This window comes from Allofrancisella inopinata, from assembly GCF_012222965.1.
In the GTDB taxonomy this organism is placed as follows: domain Bacteria; phylum Pseudomonadota; class Gammaproteobacteria; order Francisellales; family Francisellaceae; genus Francisella; species Francisella inopinata.
The window spans coordinates 1467682-1487173 of the sequence record NZ_CP038241.1 but is presented as its reverse complement, the minus strand read 5'-3'; the positions used below and the strand labels follow the sequence as shown (position 1 = coordinate 1487173).

Genomic DNA, 19492 nt, shown 5'->3' with positions numbered 1-19492 from the left:
GTTAAGAGCAGTTTAAGTTAAAAGTGCTATTATGTAAATATTGTAGACATTAGTATATGGATTTATAGGGGTTATTATTTTTTTTAAACTTTCTTAGTAATTTTTTAAATACACCCTTTTCATTATCATGTTCTTGTTTTGTCTTTCTCATTCTCATTTCTTCAACCTTTGATTGAAGTCGTTGTTCGATGTCATCACGCATTGATGTGTCTTTTATTTTAGTGTATTTAGCAGGTGTACAAGTTTCTATAGCTAGAGAAAATGAATTATCAAATTCTTCGGTAGGATGTTGTATTGAAAATTTGTTTACTACTATAACATATATGCCATTTTCATTTTTTTTGACAAAGCCTTGGTCTCTTAGTGCCCGACGGTACTTGTAGATAGTGCTTTTGGAAATCCCAAATGAACTAGCTAATTTTGCAGGACTCGCATTTTTTTCTATAGCCTTAAGTATAGACTTCTTTATTATAAATTCATTTTCATACGGTATTCTCATGATATAAATAAATACTTTGATTAGTTAAATTTTATTATAACTTAAAGTTTAGGATTATACAACTTGTCCAGTAACCCAACCAGAAGACCAAGCCCACTGGAAATTATAGCCTCCAAGCCACCCAGTTATATCAACAACTTCACCTATAAAATATAGATTTTTAACTTTCTTAGATTCAAGAGTTTTAGAGGAAAGCTCATCACAGTTTATACCACCTAGAGTTACTTCTGCGGTACGGTAGCCTTCGGTAGTCTGTGGGTAAATAACCCAGTTGTGTAGCTTAGAGACTACTAGGTTTATTTCTTCATTGGATAGGTCACATATTCTTTTAGACAAAAATTCTTCATCAATAAAAGTAGTCACAAAATTTTTTGGTAATAATTCAGTTAAAGTATTTTTAAGTATGCTTTTAAGACCAGATTGTTTTTTCTCTACTAAGAAATCTTGAATACTAACCTTAGGCGATAAGTTTATATTTATAGCTTCGCCAGTATTCCAATAAGATGATATCTGTAAAATAGCTGGTCCACTTAATCCTTTATGAGTAAATAAAATATTTTCATCAAAGCTAGCTTTATCATTAGAGACATTACAGAAAATTGAGATGCCTTTTAGCTCTGCAAACTTTTGTTGATCTTCTTTGCTAAAAATAAAAGGCACAAGTCCAGCTCTTTGAGAGTTTACTTTTAGTCCAAATTGTTTTGCTATTTTATAACCAAATCCAGTGGCTCCCATAGTTGGTATTGAAAGGCCTCCAGTTGCTATAACTAGAGATTCACAACTATAATCCAAAGTTTCTGTTATCACATTAAAACAGGTTTGTTGTTTGTAAATTTTATTAATTTTAGTTTCTAGTTTTATCTTGACATTATATTTATCACATTCAGCTAGAAGCATATTTACTATATCTTTAGCCTTATTATCACAAAAAAGTTGTCCTAAAGTTTTTTCATGGTAAGGAATATTATAATCACTAACTAAACTAATAAAATCCCACTGTGTATAACGGCTAAGAGCAGATTTCATAAAATGTTGGTTATCAGATAAATATCTATCAGGAGCAACATTGTAGTTTGTGAAATTACAACGTCCGCCACCAGACATTAAAATCTTTTTACCGACTTTGTTAGCATGATCTATAACTAAAACTTTACGTTGTCTTTTGCCTGCTTCTATAGCACACATAAGTCCAGCAGCTCCAGCGCCTATTATAATTACATCATAGTGACTGTTGTGTTGTGTTAACATCAGAAAAAATAAAAATATATACTCTTAAATAAATTTAGTAAGTATACCAGTTGTTTGAAATTTTTTTAGGAAAAAGAAATGTATAAAAGAGTGAGAAATTAATATCTACCTTGTTGAATCATTGCTTCAGCTACTTTTTCAAATCCTGCTAAGTTAGCACCAGCGACTAGATTATAACCAAGACCATATTTTTCACTCGCTATTCTGCAAGAGTCAAAAATATTAGCCATAATCTGCTGTAGCTTGGTTTCTACCTCTTCAGCTGTCCAAGCAATTCTAGCAGAGTTTTGGCACATTTCTAAACCAGAAGTTGCAACACCACCAGCGTTAGCGGCTTTACCAGGAGCAAGGATTATACCTTCATTCATCAGGTATTCTATAGCTTCGTTTGTTGTTGGCATGTTAGAAGCTTCAACTATATATTTAACACCTGATTGGATAAGTTTTTCAGCATCTTCAACGCCGATTTCGTTTTGAGTTGCGCATGGAATAGCGATATCCGCGTTGATTCCCCAAGGTTTTTGGCCCGCGTGGAAAGTAGCGCCAAACTTATCAGCGTAATCTTGCATGCTAGCTTTACCTTCACGAATTTTTAATAAAAATTCGATCTTCTCATTTCCAATAATACCAGCTGGATCATGTACAAAACCTTTTGAACCTGAAATTGTAACAGCTTTAGCCCCAAGTTGGTCAAGTTTTTTACATACACCCCAAGACACATTACCATAACCAGATACAACCACTGTTTTACCTTTTAGTGATACACCATCATGTCTTAGCATTTCGTCTAAAAAGAAAACAGCACCATATCCTGTAGCTTCTGGGCGGATTAAGCTTCCGCCAGATTCTAGAGACTTACCAGTTAAGACACCATTTTCAAAAGCGCCACGAATTCTTCTATATTGGCCATACATATAACCAATTTCTTTTCCACCAACTCCAATATCACCAGCTGGAACATCAATATCAGGGCCAATATGTCTTTGTAATTCAGTCATAAAGCTTTGACAGAAATTCATAATTTCAGTATCTGTCTTATCCTTAGGATCAAAGTCAGAACCACCTTTACCGCCACCTAGAGGTAAAGTAGTAAGACTATTTTTAAAAATTTGTTCAAAGCCTAAGAACTTAATAATTCCAGAGTAAACGCTTGGATGGAATCTAATACCACCTTTGTAAGGTCCAATAGCACCGTTAAACTGGTATCTATAACCTCTATTTACTTGTACATTACCATTTCTATCGACCCAAGGCACTCTAAAAGTAACGCCCCTTTCTGGCTCTACTATTCTACCTAGTATATTTTCTTCTATATATTTAGGATTTTTTTCCAAAGCTGGTTTTAAAGTATGAAGAACCTCTTTGACTGCTTGAATAAATTCTTTTTCATGAGAGTCTTTCTTTTCAACTTCAGCTATAATCTTTTCGATATATTCTTGTGCTTGCATGTATGCTTCTCCTTATTGTTTAGCATTTCGTAAGGTACATATTTTTAATTTTGTACCTTATTTTAGTATTTTTTGTTTAAACCAAACTAGTCTACAACTAAGTTGAGTTAATTGGTATCATTTTATAATAAATTTTTAAGTATTAGAAATGAAAGGTTACCAATTTATCGTTTAAAATATCTTTGCAAAATAGTTGATATTACATAATCACTATAATCTAGGATCAAAAGTTAAAGAATATTTTATTTAGGGGTTAGTATGCAGCAGTTAAATAGAAAGATTTCAACGTTATCACTTACCATGTTGAATATTTCCGCAATAATAAATTTAAGTTCTATTGCTTATATGGCAACTATAGGACTTCAAAGCATTTTCTTTTATCTAGTAGCTGCTATTACATTTTTGCTACCAACAGCGCTTATATGTGCTGAGCTTAGTAGTATGATTACGCATAATAATGGAGGTGTCTTTAGTTGGGTTAAAGCAGGCCTTGGTGAAAAGGCAGGTGTATTGGCTATGTGGTTGGAATGGTTTAATAATGTAGTTGGCTTCCCTAGCTCAGTTACTGCTTTGATAGCTACTTTTTCTTACATAGGGTTCCGTGGGTTTGCTGAAAATACACAGACTAGTTTTTCCTTTTGGTTAGCTATGGTAGCGGTATTTATAGTTATCAGTTTGTTTAATTGTTTACCATTTAAAAGAGTTATTATCTTAAATATAACCGGGGCTATTTTTGGTATGATTGTGCCTGGAGTTTTACTAATAGCTGGAGCGATATATTTTCTAGCAACAGGACAAAACAATTTAGAGTATTATGGCTTTAATGAGATATTGCCTGTTTTTTCTTTAAGTACATATGCATTATTAGTCAAGACATTCTCTTCTTACTCAGGTATACAATCGGTTGCTTTTCATATGACTAATATCAATAACCCTGAAAAAAATATTCCTAGGTCAATATTAATGGCGGTTGTAATTATAGTATCTTTAACTATTTTAGCCACAATATCTTTAACAATTATTATTCCTGTAAAAGACGTAAATGTATTAAATGGTTTAATACAAGGGATATCCCAAGTGTTAAATATTATTGGTTTAGCAAATGCTAAACCTTTAATAGTAGTGTTGATAACTGTAGGAATGTTAGCAGCTCTTAGTACCTGGATTTTAGGTCCAGCTAGAGGTATGCAAACAGCAGCAGAGCAAAAATTTTTCCCAAAAATTATGTCAGGAAAAAACAGATTCGGTATGCCAGTTAATATGTTAATGATTCAGGTACTTATTGTTGTGGTTCTATCTTTAACTTTTTTAATTATGCCTTCGGTATACGCAGCATTTGCTCTGCTGGTGGCTATTACATCGCAGTTTACTGTAGTTATGTGGATTATGGTATTTATCTCTGCTATCAGGCTTAGGTTTACTAAGCCAGGTATTTATAGGGTATTTTATGTTGGCAAACGAAATACAAATTGGCTACTTATAGCAATGTCAGTAGTTGCGATAGTGATGTGTATACTAGGCTTTATATTAGGGTTATTTCCGCCTGCTTTTTCTCGGGTAAGTAATGTTTTTCAATACACGGTAATTTTAGTGATAGCAGATATAATAATTATAGCTATACCTTTAGTTTGGATATGGTTGCATAGAAAACGTATCATCTAAAATTTAAGGAAAATTACTTTCACAATTAAGTAAAAACCCCTTTTTATCTATTCCTCCAGTATACCCGCCTAACTTCCCATTAGCGTTTATAACCCTATGACAAGGGACTATTATAGATATAGGATTTTTTCCATTAGCATTTGCTACAGCCCGATAAGCTTTAGCTTTATCGATATTTTGAGCTTGTTCCAGATAACTAATAGTTTTACCATACGGGATTTTTAGTAATTCTTGCCAGGCCTGTTTTTGAAAGTCAGTACCTACTAGTTTTAATGGTATATTGAAACTTTTTAGTTGGCTTTTAAAATATGCTTCTAGTTCTTTTTTTAGGTTGTCTAAAATATTATTTGTTTGAAACAATATTTTCTCATGATAATATTTTGGTATATCTTCAAAAGAGTCTTGTTTCAAGTCATTTATAAATGATAGCCAATAGAGGTAGTTATCATTTGCCATAGCAAGCGTCATACCAATAGGCGTACTTATTTTTTGTACGCAAAATTTATTTGTTTTACTATCGCTAGGTATAAAAGTCATAGAGGTCTTAGTTGGACGATAGTGGCGTTAATTAAGAGATATATTAAATGAAAAATCGCTGTGTGTAAAATGTAAAATATGGGAACATACCTGTTATTCGCTTGCCTTTAATGTATGTTGAAATTTAGTCTTTAATCAATATTCCTTGTTTTTAGCAGAAATGTCCTTATCTTTAGGGAGATAAAGTTAAATATGTGTGATCAATTATTAAATATAAGAGTCTATAATTAGTTAAAGCATGTTGTAGCTGAGTGCTTTACTTTGCAGTTGCTGAGCTTGTAGTAATACTTCGCAGCTGTAGGATGAGCATAGTTGGATTATAGATAAAATATACATAGAAATGACTATATGTATAACATTTTTATATATAACTTTGTTAGAATAAGATAATTAGATATATAGAATAAATGACAGTTGGGAGTTTTAAGCTAAATGGCAGATTATTATTCATTATTAGGTGTAAGTAGAGATTGCTCTGATGCTGATTTAAAAAAAGCATATAGAAGGTTAGCTAAAAAATATCATCCAGATGTAAACAAAGAAGCTGGAGCTGAAGAAAAATTCAAAGAAATTCAAAAGGCGTATGAAGTTCTTAAAGATAAAGAAAAGAGAACCCTGTATGATAATTATGGTGAGAATTGGGACAAAGTACAACAAGGTGGTTTTGGAGGTCAAGGCGGCTTTAGTGGATTTTCTGGAGCAAGTTCAAGTTCACAAAGTTTTAACTTTGAGGATCTAGGTGATATTTTTGGAGATCTGTTTAGTGGAGCAAGTGGCGGTCCAAGAGGTTTTGGTAGTGGCCAAACAAAAGCAGTAAAAGGTGAGGATATGACAGTATCTTTACGCTTGAACGTTGAAGAGGCTATTAAAGGTGGTAAGCGAACAGTGTCTTATAGTTATCAAGAGGCTGGGGCTCAAGGAATGCCAACTATGCAACACAAAACTGTAGAGGTAAATATCCCTGAAGCTATAGGAAATGGCAAAAAGCTTAGATTAAAAGGTAAAGGAGCTAAAGGAAAAGGTATAAATGCTCCTAGTGGTGACTTATATATAAAGATAGAAGTGGTTGCGCATAAAAATTATGAAATTGATAACAATGATGTCTATGAGCACGTTAGTGTAGCACCATGGGAAGCAGCTCTTGGAACAACTTTAGAGATAGATACCCCTTTTGGTAAAAAAAGGATGAAGGTACCAGAGGGTACACAATCTGGGCGTAAAATGCGTATAAAAGGCAAAGGTCTTGCTGGAGGTGATTTTTATATAGTATATGATGTTAAATTACCTTTAGCAGATACTGAAGATAAAAAAGAATTTTACCTACAAATGAAAGAAAAAATGGATTTTGATCCTAGAAATTAGCGTTTTGCTTGCTTTTTATTATTGACTGCTTCTATTTATAAAATAACTGATAAGTATCAAAGCGCCACCAACTATAGTTGAAACGTATATTTTTTCACCATTTATTAATTTACCAAAAAAACGTTGCAAAAACTGGCTCAAAGGCAAAAATGGTAGAGTCACTTGAGACGTACTTTAATTTAATTTGTTACTTATTTATATTTACATTTGGTTTGGTTATGTTAGGTTTTAACTTGTAAATCAAGTTTTATAGTGGGATTTTATTAGAGATATTAGTTATTGGGACTGTTGCAAACTAAAATTATATGTTTCTAACTGTGTTAAAAATATTCTCCAAATGCTCATTTACTAAGAGTAAACTGCGCTTTTTCGAATATTTTTGCCTTGTTACCACCCATCTAATTCCAGCTTGCAACAGCCCCTTATTTGTTGTTATAATTTGACGTTTGGATAGCGTTTGGGATAATCATGAAAGAAGTTTCTATCGTAAAACAGTTAGGCGCAATAGCTATAATAGCTGGTACAGCAGTTGGCGCAGGAATGCTTGGTATACCATTTGCTGTGGCAGCTGTTGGTTTTAAGTATGCTATAGTGTTGCTGTTTTTAGTTTGGATTATCATGTTTGCTACAGCTATGCTTATGGTTGAGGCTAATACTTCGCAGCCTTTAGGTACAGATATGGATTCTATTACCTACAACCTACTAGGAAAGTTTGGTAGAACATTAAATTTTCTGTTTTATTTATTATTGTTATATTCTCTACTAACAGCTTATATATTTATGGGAGGACAACTTTTTCAAACTTATGTATTTAGCTTATGTGGAATAACTGATAGTAACGTTGCAAAGTTCGTATTCTGTGTGGTATTTGGTTTTTTTATATTCAAGGGTATACGAGTAGTTTTTAGAGTTAATGAGTTGTTTTTGAGTTTGAAAATTCTAGCATTTGTACTATTTGTAGTCTTTGTTGCTCCTGAAATCAAAAGTTCTTTGTTAGAAAACAAAGCTTTGGGCATTGAGTACGCTTGGTTTGCTATTCCAATATTAGTCACATCTTTTGGTTTTCATATAGTTATTCCTTCTATTCGGAACTACTTTGGTAATGATAAAGTATTCAAAAAAACAGTAGCAATAGGTGCTTTAACACCTTTGTTGGTATATATGGTTTGGGTTATTGCCACCTTAGGTACAGTTAATTTATATGGTACTAATGGCTTTATTGATCTAAGTAGTAAAGCTCAAACACTAACACAAGCATATAAAGGATTAGGACAAACTAAACCATTGTTATTTATTCAGCTTTTTGAGAATTTTGCTACTATAACTTCATTCTTAGGGGTTGCACTGGCGTTGTTTTCTTTTAATAAGGATTTATATAAGTTAGATACTTCGAAAAAATTACAAAAACTCTTAGCTGTGATCATAACGTTAGTTCCTCCTTTAATTTTTGCAATATACTTTGTTAATAGTTTTATAGCTGCTTTAGGTTATGCAAGTATTTTTGTGGCTTTTTTACTGGTTATTCAGCCTGCTATTATGGTTTGGATACTTAGAAATAGAGAATCCAGAAACCACTTGCTAAGTAAGCTGTACCTTGTTATGATATTACTATCTGGAATAGCTACTATTGCATTGCAATTATTAGTAGCTTTTGGCAGATTGGCACACATATAGTTTTTATTAAATTTAAGTCATTACATGCTCATAAAGAAACCAAATTTTGATATAATAAACCAATCTGATGATTACAATTATAGAGCCGAAGAAGGCTTTAGTATTAATAAGCTAAATGAATATCCAAAGGATATAGTAGAGTTGTTTAAGCTTATTCAGGCTGTTAGATACGATAGAATTCAGTTACAAGAACAGTATAATGATTATAGGGAAAAGCTAAATAATGATAGAATGGAACTTGGAACTGAGCTTATAAAAATAAAAAAAGCTTATAATGCCAAGATAGTTACTTTGCAGGAAGAATATAATTCTGTAAAATCTAATACCATGATTGAATTAGCTAAGCTTAGGCAAGGTTAAAAGATTACAAAGTTGATCGGGCAGTCGCGTCTGACCAATAAAGTGTTTCATTATTACATGTGGCTATTAAATATAGCTAGATTTATATAAGATAGCTTTAGTGGTTAGATGAGGAAAGTCCGGGCTTTATAGAGCAAGATGCCAGATAACATCTGGGAGGTGTGAGCCTACGGAAAGTGCAACAGAAAATATACCGCCTTGTTAAAAAGGTAAGGGTGAAAAGGTGTGGTAAGAGCACACCGCATTGGTGGTAACACTCAATGGCATTGTAAACCCCATCTAAAGCAAGACCAAATAGTGCTACAATAGTGTTGCTCGCACTGTAGCAGGGTAGGTCGCTTGAGCTTGTTGGTGACAGCAAGCCTAGATAAATGGCTGCTTATTACAGAACCCGGCTTATAGATTAACTTTGTATTTTTTTATAAAGAATGGATATTTATGCAAGTCATTGATTCGAAATTGCTTGATAGTGATGGTCAGATAAACGATCAAGCTTTGATTACAGAATTAAAAAGCTTTTATTCTGATGATAAGTTTGAGCTTATAAGTTCAGCATTAGAATTACTAAAAATAAAAAGTGCAGATTTAGTACGCCATCCAACAGGTATTAGTTCATTTTTATATGCTATAGAGATTGCTTATATACTTTTTAAAATCCGAGCAGATGAAGATTCGGTTGCTGCAGGTATTCTTTATGAGTTATACAATTTTGGCGATGTCAGCGATGAAGAAATAGTAGAGACCTGTAACCATACTGTGTTAAAAATATTACAAGGCACACGTAAGATGTCTGCTATTAGGATGTATCGTTCAGATAGGATATCTCTTGAGCAAATAGATACATTTAGAAAGATGCTTTTGACTATTATAGAAGATGTCAGAATAGTTTTAGTGAAGATAGTTGATAAATTGTGTACTATTAGGCACTTAAAATCTTTAAACCATAAAACCCAGCAAGTTATAGCTAGAGAAACTTTAGATATATATGCACCATTAGCAAATCGATTAGGCTTGAGTGCTATAAAGTGGGAATTAGAAGATAGAGCATTTTTTTTTCTAGAGCGTCAACAGTATAAAAAGATTGCTGAAAGCCTAGGAGCTACTCGTAAACAGAGAGAGGAGTTTTTACATAAGGTTATAGAAGAGTTAAAAGCTATATTAAAAAAATATAACTTACATGCTGGTGTGCAAGGTAGAGTTAAACATATATACAGCATATATAAAAAGCTAAAAAACAAAAACTATAAAGATATAGATGAGCTTTTTGATATTACAGCGATTAGGGTTGTAGCAAATAATGTTGATGAATGTTATAAAGTTTTAGCAGAAGTGAATAATCTATATTGCCCTATACCGGAAGAGTTTAGTGACTATATAGCAAGCCCGAAGTCTAATGGATATAAATCTATACATACTGTTGTTAAAGCCCATGGTCAAAATCTTGAAATACAAATTAGAACTCATAAAATGCACGAGGAGTCTGAGCTTGGATTTGCAGCACACTGGCGTTATAAAGAAGGTGTTAAGTTTGATGCTTCTTACGAGGCAAGAGTTGCTTGGTTGAGATCACTTCTTGAGTGGGAGAAAGAAATTAATGACTATAGTAGGGTGTCTAAAGAATTAACTAAACGACTGTATGTATTTACTCCAGCTAATGAGCTTATTGATCTTGCAGAAGGCTCAACAGTGTTAGACTTTGCATACTCTGTACACACTATGGTGGGACATCGTACAAAAGGAGCTAAGTTAAATGGTAAAATTGTACCTTTAACTACTAAGCTCACTACAGGAGATCAAGTAGAGATACTAACTCAAAAAGAACCAAATCCTAGTAAAGATTGGGCGTCTGAAAATTTAGGATATTTAACTTCAGCCCGCAATAGATCAAGAGTTGTAAAGTGGTTCAATGAACAAAACAAAGAAGATAACGTAGCCCTCGGTAAAGAAAGGATTTTAAAAGAGCTTAAAGGTTATGACCTTAAGGAAGTAGATTTCGGTGAGGTTGCTAATAAATTTAATATGCAGATGGCAGATAGCTTATTTGCAGCTATTGAAAATGGTAGTGTACGTATAAAAAGTATAGTTAACTACATAATTGATACTTACTCTGCCCAAGAGAAGCTAATAAAAAGGCAGCAAACTAAAAAAAGCCCTCTACAGAAACCAGAGCTTATGAAAGTTCTAGTTTCAGGTTTTGACGGTATGAAATATGAGTTTGCAAGATGTTGTCAACCTATATATCCCGATAGAATCGAAGGGTATATGAGTGTATCCAAAGGAGTTGTAGTACATACGATTAAATGCCCTAACTTGAAACATTTAAAAGAAAAAAATCAAGATAAGTTTATAGAAGTTAGATGGGAATAAATTTAAATAATTTAATTTTTATGATTTACTGTTTGTTTGTAAGTTTCCGGTATTTTTAGATTGCTGTAACCAACCATTTTTGATGTAGAAAACAGAAATATTAGCTTGGTTGATATTTTTGCCATCAGCTGTATGGCCAGATATAATAAGTTCATTTTTTCCTGGGGTGGGTCTAGGAATTTGCCAAGTTCCATCTTCAAAACTTGCTGCTATAACGTTACCATTAATTGTAAACACAGGTTTATCATTAGCTGTAAGAGCAGGATTTGTTTTTATAGGTATGTATTCTTCTTTTGTAAATATATTTGCGTCATTATCTGGTGATGTTACTTGTATATCTAAATCATTTTGATTCTTTTTAAGAACTTGTTTATTCTTTTTAGCAAGTTGTGAGTCATCTAATTTTTGTATATCGTCTTGTTTAATCTTAACGACGTCGCTGCTTTCAGACTCCTCGGGTGAGTTTGTATCAACAACTGTAGGGCTGCCTACATTTATGATTTTATACTCAACGTCTTCAGGTGGTTTAGTTTCAGAAAAAACAAGGTTTCCATTTTCAGCTCTCCATGAGTAAACTTCAGTTTCTGCTTGAGCTAGTATATTAGTCAGAGCAATGATTATGAAACTCATAAATATCTTATTTAAATTATGCATCTCTAGTTGATAATCTTCAAAAAAATAGTAGTTATATGCCAAGTATAGCTAAAATATAGCGTAAGCAAAAGCTTAAAATTAAACTATAGACTTAAATTATGAGATAATATTTAAAATAGTAAATAATCTAACAATTAGAATGGTCACTTTAAATGATATTATATACGATAGTATTGGTAATTTTTGCTTCCTTATATTTGCATTTCTACTTTATAGGAAAAACAGATTCGCTTGGTTGGCGGTAGTTCTCGCTTTGTTAACTAAGCTTTTTCTATATGGTAAGTATAGTATGTTTCTTTCTTTTACATATTTATCCATGCAGCTATGTGTAGTTGTTTTAGCAACAATAGTTTGGATTTTAGAGCCAAGCTATACAAAGTTACAAGGAAATAGGCTAGTTTTAGCTTTATTAACTAGTGCGATTATGATTATAATATGGATTTGGTTAGTTTATGCCTTTATAAATCCCGCTATTTTGACTTATGAGTTTTTATTTGGCTTTGAGTATTTTTGCTATATGCTGTTTGTCATAGGGGGAGCTTTATTAGTATATAGAATTCCCCAAGGGCTAATAATCGTCGCAGCAGTTTTTATAAGCTATGCTCTATATTATGCAAATTCGGCACTAGTAGCTTCAAAAGCTCCGCCACAATATATTAAAGATTTCGCCATTTACTATTGGTTTTCAGCAATATTTTTGTTTGTAGCTGGAATTATATTGGTTAGTGTTTATACGCGTGTAAAGAGAAGTATTTAGAACGTCACAAGCAATAAATATCAAAACGGTTAGTCTTTCCTTTTAGTTGAGATGTTGGTTTTCTATCAGATAAAAAAGAGCCATTAATAGGTCTTTTAACAACAATTTTTTTAGCTTTTGCACTCGAGTAAGCATTATCAAAAAGTGATTTATTGCTATTTTCATTGTTTTGTAATAACTCGTGAAGGGATTGCATATCTAATTTTACCTTAGCACTTTTTTTACGTGGTGGAAACATAGGATCTATATATACGCAATCAAAAAACTCATTAGTGCTTGATATGTAATCACAGCTATTATCATAAATTAATGTGATATTTTTTGTAATAAGTTCTAAAGTTGGTATATCTTTTGCTCTTTTTATAGAGTCGCTAAGTAGTAAAAAAATATAAGGATCTTTTTCGATAGCTGTAACTTTATGTCCTCTAGCAGCAAGTGTAAAAAAATCTCTACCAAGACCAGCTGTGGTGTCAAGTATATGTAATTTGGATTTGTTTCTACCTTCTACAGCTTGTACTACACTACACTTTTTAGCTTGAGGGTTTATTCTATTTAAAATATCATTACTGTTAAAGTCTATATAAAGTTCTTTATTTTTATTGTATAACTTTAAAAAACCATTTTCGTAAAAAAGATATTTGTCTTCTTTGCAAATTGAAAAATCAAACCGTAAATTTAAACCTTTTATTTGATCAATTATATTTTTATCAAAAACATTAATAGTAATCATAAATTATTTTTTCTTAGCTCTTGGATGTGCCTTGTCAAAAACATTAGCTAATTGTTGAAAGTTAAGATGAGTATAAATTTGGGTACTAGAAATATCAACATGGCCTAACAGGTCTTTTACAGCAAGTAAATCTTTTGAAGAGTCAAGAACATGACTTGCAAAAGAGTGTCTAAGCATATGTGGGTGAATATGTCGAGAGGCGTACTTTCGTGCAAATAATTCTAGCCGTTTCTGGATAGATCTATTTGTAAGTTGCTTGCCGTCACGGGAGATAAATAAATGTTCAGTTTGGGGTTTGTATTTTTCACGAATGCTTAACCACCTTTTTAAGCTATTAGTTGTTTTTTCACCAAAGTATACTATACGTTGTTTATTGCCTTTACCAGTTACACGTACACTGCACTGGGACATACTTATGTCTTTTAGCTGTATAGCTGAAAGCTCGCTAAGTCTGATTCCGCAGCTATAAAGTAAATCAAAGCTAGCTATGTCACGAGCTTCAATATCACTGCAAGGAGTGATACCAAGTAAATATGCTAATTCATCTATATTTAAAGCTTTTGGCAGTTTTTTAGAGCCTTTTGGGGCTTTAATGTTGCTAGCTGGATTTGTGTTAATTATTTCACTGTTAATTAGAAAGTTAAAAAAACTTCTTGTTGAGCTAAGCTTCCTTTGTAATGTTTTTGGAGATGCTCCTTGAGAATGTAATTTTTTTATCCAACCAAGTATATCTTGAGATTTTAGCTTAGTAATATCTGTATTCCCAATAAAATCACTTAACTGGTATAAATCTCTTTTATAGTTACCAATAGTCTCTTTAGAGTAGCTTTTATGATATAGGATATTATCAAGAAAATTATTTATAAGAGTAGAATTTAGGTTAAGTAACATTTTAAGCGATAACACACAGTACAACAATTACACCGCTTACTATAGATACTAGCCATAAACTTTTATAGCTAGAAATCTTATAGTTAAAGCTTTCTTTAAGCTTATTTATTTTAAATGCCATTAAGGCAGGCATGACCATAAGCAATATCGCTATAGAAAGTCCAACACAAGTCATGGCATATATAAAGATATTTGGGTTAAGTTGGTTTATAATCAAAGGTATACCAAAAGTTAGTACCGTTGCAATAGAGTAGCTTATAATTCTTTTGGTTTTATATAGTTTATAAGTATCTATATTAAAGTGAAAAAGTGATAAGTTAACACTTAAGAAAGAAGTCATAATTGCCACATAAGTAAATATATGTAAAACGATATCTGTAACAGGTGTTTTAATTTTATGCCCTAGAGTAGTCAATATGTCACCAATATTCGCTTGGGTAACTGGTATATGACTAAATATAGAAGTCATAAAGCTTATAGGTCCATGTAAAGGAAGAACTCCTAATATGGTAATTACCCAAGTTATATAAAGAAATAATGGGATTATACTTCCTATAATAATTACTCTTTTCATATCTTTTGTATTTTTTGCTAGGTAGTCAGAAAGTGCAGGTACAATGATATGTGAAGTAAATGATGTAGTAAAAACAGGTATCGCAATCACAAGAGATATACCAAGATCAACAGGTGATTCAAGTAAGTTTGGCAATTCTATGTATTTATTGAAAACCACACATAATATGACTAAAACTAAAATCTTTAAAACTATGAAAAATCTATTGGCATAATCTACAAAGCGAGTTCCTAAAACAACTATGCTACCAAATATGATTACAAAAATTAAAGCTGATAGTTTTTGGCTTAGCATAGGGAAGGTGGTTGATAGTGAAGAAGCTGCAGCGGAAATATATGCAGTACTAATAAAATACATAAGTACTAAAAAAGCTATACTTGCTACTATACCACCAGTTTGACCAAGGTATCTTTGGGCTATAGTTTTAAAGCTACTTCCGTATGGCATAGAGCAAGAAATATCGGAAATTACTATAGCTGTGTATGTCATGATACTCCAAATGACAATAATTAATATCGAGCCTATCACAAAACCAAGCTTAGCTGTAATTATTGGTAAAGCTAATATTCCTCCACCTATCATGGTGCCGACTATTATCATTATCGAGCCTAAAATTTTAATTAAGCTATTTTGTGAATTATCCATTTGCTACTCTTTTTTTAGTGTTTTGGTTGCTGAGATTTTTTTTGTAAATAGATTGCATCAAAGTTTATTGGAACTAGATTAAGAGGTAAAAAACCACCTTTTGTGACAGATGAGTCAATGACCCTTTTAGCATAAGGAAACAAAGTATTAGCACAATAAGTGTTAAGTACTGATTCTATTTGTTCCTCAGGCATATTTGTAATTGTAAAAAGTCCAGATTGAGTCACTTCTACAATATATACATTGTTATTATTATTTTTTGTGGTTATTGTAATTGTTAGGTCTAATTCAAAATTTTCAGTATTTATCTTTTTTGTATTTATATCTATATTAAAATCTGAAGTTGGAGCCCATTGTTCTTTAAAACTTATTGGGGAGTTTATAGTTTCAAATGAGACATCCTTTGTATATACCTTTTGAATTAAAAAAGAAGGTTGGTTTTTATCAGTTTGCATATTTTTCACCTAAAATATTATAAATGTAGTTTTAAAAAATTATAACAAATTAGAAGTAATTGTATAACTAAATTACTAGTAATTGATGGTTTTTCCTTAAAACTAGCCTAGATTAATAGCTGTATGGGTGGTTTAGTTATAATAAAATAGTTGTTTTAATTCTCTATGTTGTGAGTTTCACTGTCATTTTGTAGTGTGTTCCAATATTCATAAAATAATAGATAACGATCTTCGACAAATATTTTAAAATTTTCTTTATCAAAAACTTTAGGGGCTCGGTTAGACTGACAATAAGCAAGAAGAGGATATTTGTGGCTAGTTCCATCACTATTGTTAAATAAATACGCTTGGTCAAATAAATGCATCCATGTCTGGAATCTTATTCCATAAGTATAATTTTGCATTGCAATATTAAAATCAGTATCTGCTCGACCTTCTTTGATTGATCGTTCGCTAATTCGTCTAAATAACTGATCAGGAAATAAGACAACTGGAGACATTAAGATAGTTGAATATTTTAATGATTTACAGTGTTTAACAAGTTCATACACAAGTCTATAATTATTTCCACGGCAGTCAACCAATAGATTTTTATGTTGTTTATTTGCTTCATTAACTTTTTCTAAATAAGCATCTAACTGTAAATAGTATTTATTGAATTGATTTTTTAAGTGCGATATAGATTTAGAATGAGCTTTTAATACATTCATCGATCTTTCGATATATGCTGTAATACCACTTTTACCATTACCAGGTGCTCCAAGAACAAAAAAAGCGATATTTTTAGACATTTTTGAGAAACGAATATCTTGTAAGTATGTTGCCGTAAGTTGCTCCTTATTTTGGCAACATTCATGTATTTCCTTTAAGATTATGTCACCGCAGTTAAGACAAACATTTTGATGCATATAAATTTATACCTCTTAATTTTTTGACGTTTACTTCTTAATCGCGTATTTTTTTATAGTTTTTCTATAAATAAGAGAGTTTTTTTAATTCAAATAAAATATTTAAAGCTTCTAGAGGAGTGATACTATTAACCTCAAGTTTACTCAATTTTGCTTGTAACAAGCTTTCTTGTGGTGAAAATAATTCTAAAGTAGCTTGTTGAGTTGGTTGAGTATCGATTAAAGTGCTTTTATTTTCTAGCTTTTGGAGGTTTTTAGTTGCTGATTCTAAAACATCGGTTGGTATACCAGCTAGTTTTGCAACTTGGATTCCATAAGACTTTTTAGCAGCACCTGCTATAGCTTTATGCATAAAGTAAATATTGTCTTTGTACTCTTTAGCTTCAAAATGAATATTTTTAATATTAGTATATTTATTAACCAATTCTGTAAGCTCAAAATAGTGTGTAGCAAATAGTGTGAATGCTCCTATTTTAGCAAACTTTTCAGCGCAAGCTTCTGCTAATGATAAGCCATCAAACGTGCTAGTACCTCTACCTATCTCATCCATAATTACTAAAGACTTATCAGTGGCATTATTAAGGATATAAGCAGTTTCTGTCATTTCAACCATAAAAGTTGATCTACCACTTGATATATCATCAGAAGCACCGATTCTAGTATAAATGGTATCTATATCACAAATATCTGCAGAACTTGCTGGTACAAATGAACCAATATGTGCTAGAAAAATCAACTGAGCCACTTGACGCATGTAAGTTGATTTACCACCCATATTTGGACCTGTTATAATTTCTAAAGTATGAGTATCTTTGCCTAGAAAAGTATCATTAGGTATAAACGGCTCATCTATATTTTGCTCTATAGCAAGGTGACGAACATCCTTAAGCTTAAGTTTTTCAGAACTATTAAAGCTTGGTTGAACTAGATTAAGCTTGACTGCGCGTTCTGCAAAATTAGCTAGAACATCTATTTTGGCAATGCTTTCTGCTGATTTTTGGATTTGGCTATAATATTTAAGCACTTGTTGTAATAAATTTTCGTAGATTAGCTTTTCTCTAGCTAAAGCTTTTTCTTTAGACGATAAGATTTTGTTTTCAAAGTCTTTAAGTTCATCAGTTATATAACGTTCACTTGTTTTAAGAGTTTGTCGTCTTACGTATTCAAGAGGAACTTTATCAGCATATTGTTTGGAAAGCTCAATATAGTAGCCATGGACACGATTATAACCAACTTTGAGATTGCTAATCCCAGTTTTTTGTTTTTGGAGTTGTTCAAATTTTAGTAAAAAATCGTAAGAATTATCTTTAATGCCTTTTAACTCATCAAGCTCAGGATCAAAACCTTCTTTAATAACTCCACCATCACGGATGGTTGCTGGAGGATTTTCTATAATAGCTTTTTTAAGAAGCTCTGCTAGATCATCAAGCTGGTAAATATTTTGGTTTATATTGTTTATATCTTGAGAAGATATTTCTTCTAATAATTTTTTCAGTTTAGGTATTTCTTCTAAAGTACTTTGTAATGAAACCAAATCTTTTGGTTTAACTGTATTTAAAGCAACTCGTGAAATTATTCTTTCTATGTCACTAATGTATCTAAGAGTCTCTTGGATCTTCAAAAAACTTTGTTTATCTTTTAATGCGTTGATTACATTATGACGAATTGCTATTTTATCAAGGTTCTTGATTGGATTTTTAAAATACCTTTTAATTAAACGACTACCTAAACTAGTTTTACAATTATCAATTATACTTATTAGACTAGATTTTGAATTGTTATCTATTTCAAGATTATTGCGACTGTTTACATCTATCTTAAGTATCTGGATGTCTTTTTCAAAACTAATATCTGTAATATGTTTAGGAGATTGTTTTAAAATATCTGTTAAATAAGCTAATATCGAGCCTATAGCTATCAATTGTTCACTCTTATTATTTTGTAACACAGTTGTAGCTAGAGAAATATCCAAAGTGTTATTGATTTGTTTCTTTGCTTGATAACTACTGTAGTACCACTCTTCAAGGTGTTTTATTGGGACTTTAAAAAAGCTCTCTACAGCAAGATTATTACAGTTAGTTATAATTTCTTTAGGAGAAAGTCGAAGCACCTCATTTTTTAATTCTGGTAAATTATTGATAGTTTTAAGTAAATAAACCTTTCCTTGAGTATAGCTTGTATAAGCTAAGTAGTATTTGTCATTTTTAACAAAAATACTAAGTAGTAAACTGTCTTGATTTGTATCTAAAAAAGCTTCTTCAGAAACTGTAGCAGGGGTGATAATGCGAGTAACTTGACGCTCAACAGGACCTTTTGATGTAGCAGGGTCACCTATTTGCTCACATATGGCCACAGATAAGCCTTTTTTAATAATTTTAGCAATGTAGCCTTCAGCTGCGTGATACGGTACTCCAGCCATTGGAATAGGCTCTCCACTGGACTTGCCACGAGCTGTTAAGGTTATATCAAGTAAATTGGCAGCTTCTTTAGCATCCTCAAAGAATAATTCGTAAAAATCCCCCATACGGTAAAAAAGTAGTATATTTGGGTATTGTGATTTTATCTTTAGATACTGCTGTATCATCGGTGTGTGATTAGACATACCTAAACTAGCTTAAAATTGTGATTAGTTAAACATTGATTATATAATACATCTATGACATAGCAAACTAACAAAATCATACATAGTTGTTTTTTATTTTGCGAAAATAATTTATCATA

Annotated in this window: 17 protein-coding genes, 1 other RNA gene and 1 pseudogene; 7 read left to right on the top strand and 12 right to left on the bottom strand. The window is 31.9% G+C overall.

What is annotated here, in order from left to right; all coding sequences use genetic code 11:
* Positions 1–49 precede the first annotated feature (49 nt).
* The 3 genes from E4K63_RS06805 to gdhA form a co-directional block, all read right to left on the bottom strand.
* On the bottom strand, positions 50–499 hold the full coding sequence (locus tag E4K63_RS06805) for an FTL_1293 family small RNA FtrC-regulated protein (RefSeq protein WP_133942011.1): 450 nt from the start codon (positions 497–499) through the stop codon (positions 50–52).
* Positions 500–553: 54 nt separating this feature from the next.
* Entirely contained in the window at positions 554–1747 is a 1194-nt protein-coding gene (locus tag E4K63_RS06800) for a BaiN/RdsA family NAD(P)/FAD-dependent oxidoreductase (protein ID WP_133942012.1), read from the bottom strand.
* Positions 1748–1845: 98 nt separating this feature from the next.
* Positions 1846–3195 carry an NADP-specific glutamate dehydrogenase gene (gdhA, locus tag E4K63_RS06795; protein WP_133942014.1) on the bottom strand — a complete coding sequence of 450 codons (1350 nt, stop codon included), beginning with the start codon at positions 3193–3195 and terminating at the stop codon, positions 1846–1848.
* Positions 3196–3453: 258 nt separating this feature from the next.
* Between gdhA and E4K63_RS06790 the strand changes: the two genes are divergently transcribed.
* Positions 3454–4857, top strand: a complete 1404-nt coding sequence (locus E4K63_RS06790) for an APC family permease (RefSeq protein WP_133942016.1) — start codon at positions 3454–3456, stop codon at positions 4855–4857.
* Positions 4858–4860: 3 nt separating this feature from the next.
* Here E4K63_RS06790 and E4K63_RS06785 read toward each other — a convergent pair whose 3' ends face one another.
* Entirely contained in the window at positions 4861–5394 is a 534-nt protein-coding gene (locus E4K63_RS06785; protein ID WP_166666899.1) for a methylated-DNA--[protein]-cysteine S-methyltransferase, read from the bottom strand.
* A 432-nt stretch (positions 5395–5826) separates the two neighbouring features.
* Here E4K63_RS06785 and E4K63_RS06780 point away from each other — a divergent pair, with 432 nt between their 5' ends.
* Positions 5827–6756, top strand: a complete 930-nt coding sequence (locus E4K63_RS06780) for a DnaJ C-terminal domain-containing protein (RefSeq protein ID WP_133942018.1) — start codon at positions 5827–5829, stop codon at positions 6754–6756.
* On the opposite strand, the pseudogene E4K63_RS08345 reads toward E4K63_RS06780, so the two are convergent.
* Positions 6753–6907 (bottom strand): annotated as a pseudogene (locus tag E4K63_RS08345) (DMT family transporter); the annotation flags it as partial. The gene E4K63_RS06780 and the pseudogene E4K63_RS08345 overlap by 4 nt on opposite strands.
* Before the next feature lie 317 nt (positions 6908–7224).
* On the opposite strand from E4K63_RS08345, the gene E4K63_RS06775 reads away from it, so the two are divergent.
* From E4K63_RS06775 to E4K63_RS06760, 4 genes are all read left to right on the top strand, one after another.
* The gene (locus E4K63_RS06775) at positions 7225–8430 is read left to right on the top strand and encodes an amino acid permease (RefSeq protein WP_133942019.1); all 1206 of its coding nucleotides are present in this window, start codon (positions 7225–7227) and stop codon (positions 8428–8430) included.
* Positions 8431–8460: 30 nt separating this feature from the next.
* Positions 8461–8790 carry a hypothetical protein gene (locus tag E4K63_RS06770; RefSeq protein WP_133942044.1) on the top strand — a complete coding sequence of 110 codons (330 nt, stop codon included), beginning with the start codon at positions 8461–8463 and terminating at the stop codon, positions 8788–8790.
* A gap of 8 nt (positions 8791–8798) precedes the next feature.
* Positions 8799–9205, top strand: an RNA gene (gene rnpB / locus E4K63_RS06765) — RNase P RNA component class A.
* 23 nt (positions 9206–9228) lie between these two features.
* Entirely contained in the window at positions 9229–11157 is a 1929-nt protein-coding gene (locus E4K63_RS06760) for a RelA/SpoT family protein (RefSeq protein WP_133942020.1), read from the top strand.
* An 18-nt stretch (positions 11158–11175) separates the two neighbouring features.
* On the opposite strand, the gene E4K63_RS06755 is transcribed toward E4K63_RS06760, so the two are convergent.
* Positions 11176–11811 (bottom strand): DUF4124 domain-containing protein, encoded by a 636-nt coding sequence (locus tag E4K63_RS06755; RefSeq protein ID WP_133942021.1) that lies wholly within the window; start codon positions 11809–11811, stop codon positions 11176–11178.
* A 289-nt stretch (positions 11812–12100) separates the two neighbouring features.
* On the opposite strand from E4K63_RS06755, the gene E4K63_RS06750 reads away from it, so the two are divergent.
* The gene (locus E4K63_RS06750) at positions 12101–12568 is read left to right on the top strand and encodes a hypothetical protein (protein ID WP_244947444.1); all 468 of its coding nucleotides are present in this window, start codon (positions 12101–12103) and stop codon (positions 12566–12568) included.
* 4 nt (positions 12569–12572) lie between these two features.
* Here the strand turns inward: E4K63_RS06750 and E4K63_RS06745 are convergent, their stop codons facing one another.
* The 6 genes from E4K63_RS06745 to mutS all read right to left on the bottom strand — a co-directional run bounded on the left by E4K63_RS06745 (position 12573) and on the right by mutS (position 19373).
* Positions 12573–13289, bottom strand: coding sequence for a class I SAM-dependent methyltransferase (locus E4K63_RS06745; protein ID WP_166666900.1), 717 nt, complete (start codon positions 13287–13289; stop codon positions 12573–12575).
* 12 nt (positions 13290–13301) lie between these two features.
* Positions 13302–14189 (bottom strand): tyrosine-type recombinase/integrase, encoded by an 888-nt coding sequence (locus tag E4K63_RS06740; RefSeq protein ID WP_133942024.1) that lies wholly within the window; start codon positions 14187–14189, stop codon positions 13302–13304.
* A gap of 1 nt (position 14190) precedes the next feature.
* A complete protein-coding gene (locus tag E4K63_RS06735; protein WP_133942025.1) occupies positions 14191–15408 on the bottom strand; it encodes an amino acid permease in 1218 nt (405 codons plus the stop codon).
* 14 nt (positions 15409–15422) lie between these two features.
* A complete protein-coding gene (gene secB, locus E4K63_RS06730; protein ID WP_133942026.1) occupies positions 15423–15863 on the bottom strand; it encodes a protein-export chaperone SecB in 441 nt (146 codons plus the stop codon).
* Between the two features lie 155 nt (positions 15864–16018).
* Positions 16019–16771, bottom strand: coding sequence for a hypothetical protein (locus E4K63_RS06725; protein WP_133942027.1), 753 nt, complete (start codon positions 16769–16771; stop codon positions 16019–16021).
* A gap of 64 nt (positions 16772–16835) precedes the next feature.
* Complete coding sequence (gene mutS, locus E4K63_RS06720) at positions 16836–19373, bottom strand: DNA mismatch repair protein MutS (RefSeq protein WP_133942028.1); 2538 nt, start codon at positions 19371–19373, stop codon at positions 16836–16838.
* Positions 19374–19492 lie beyond the last annotated feature (119 nt).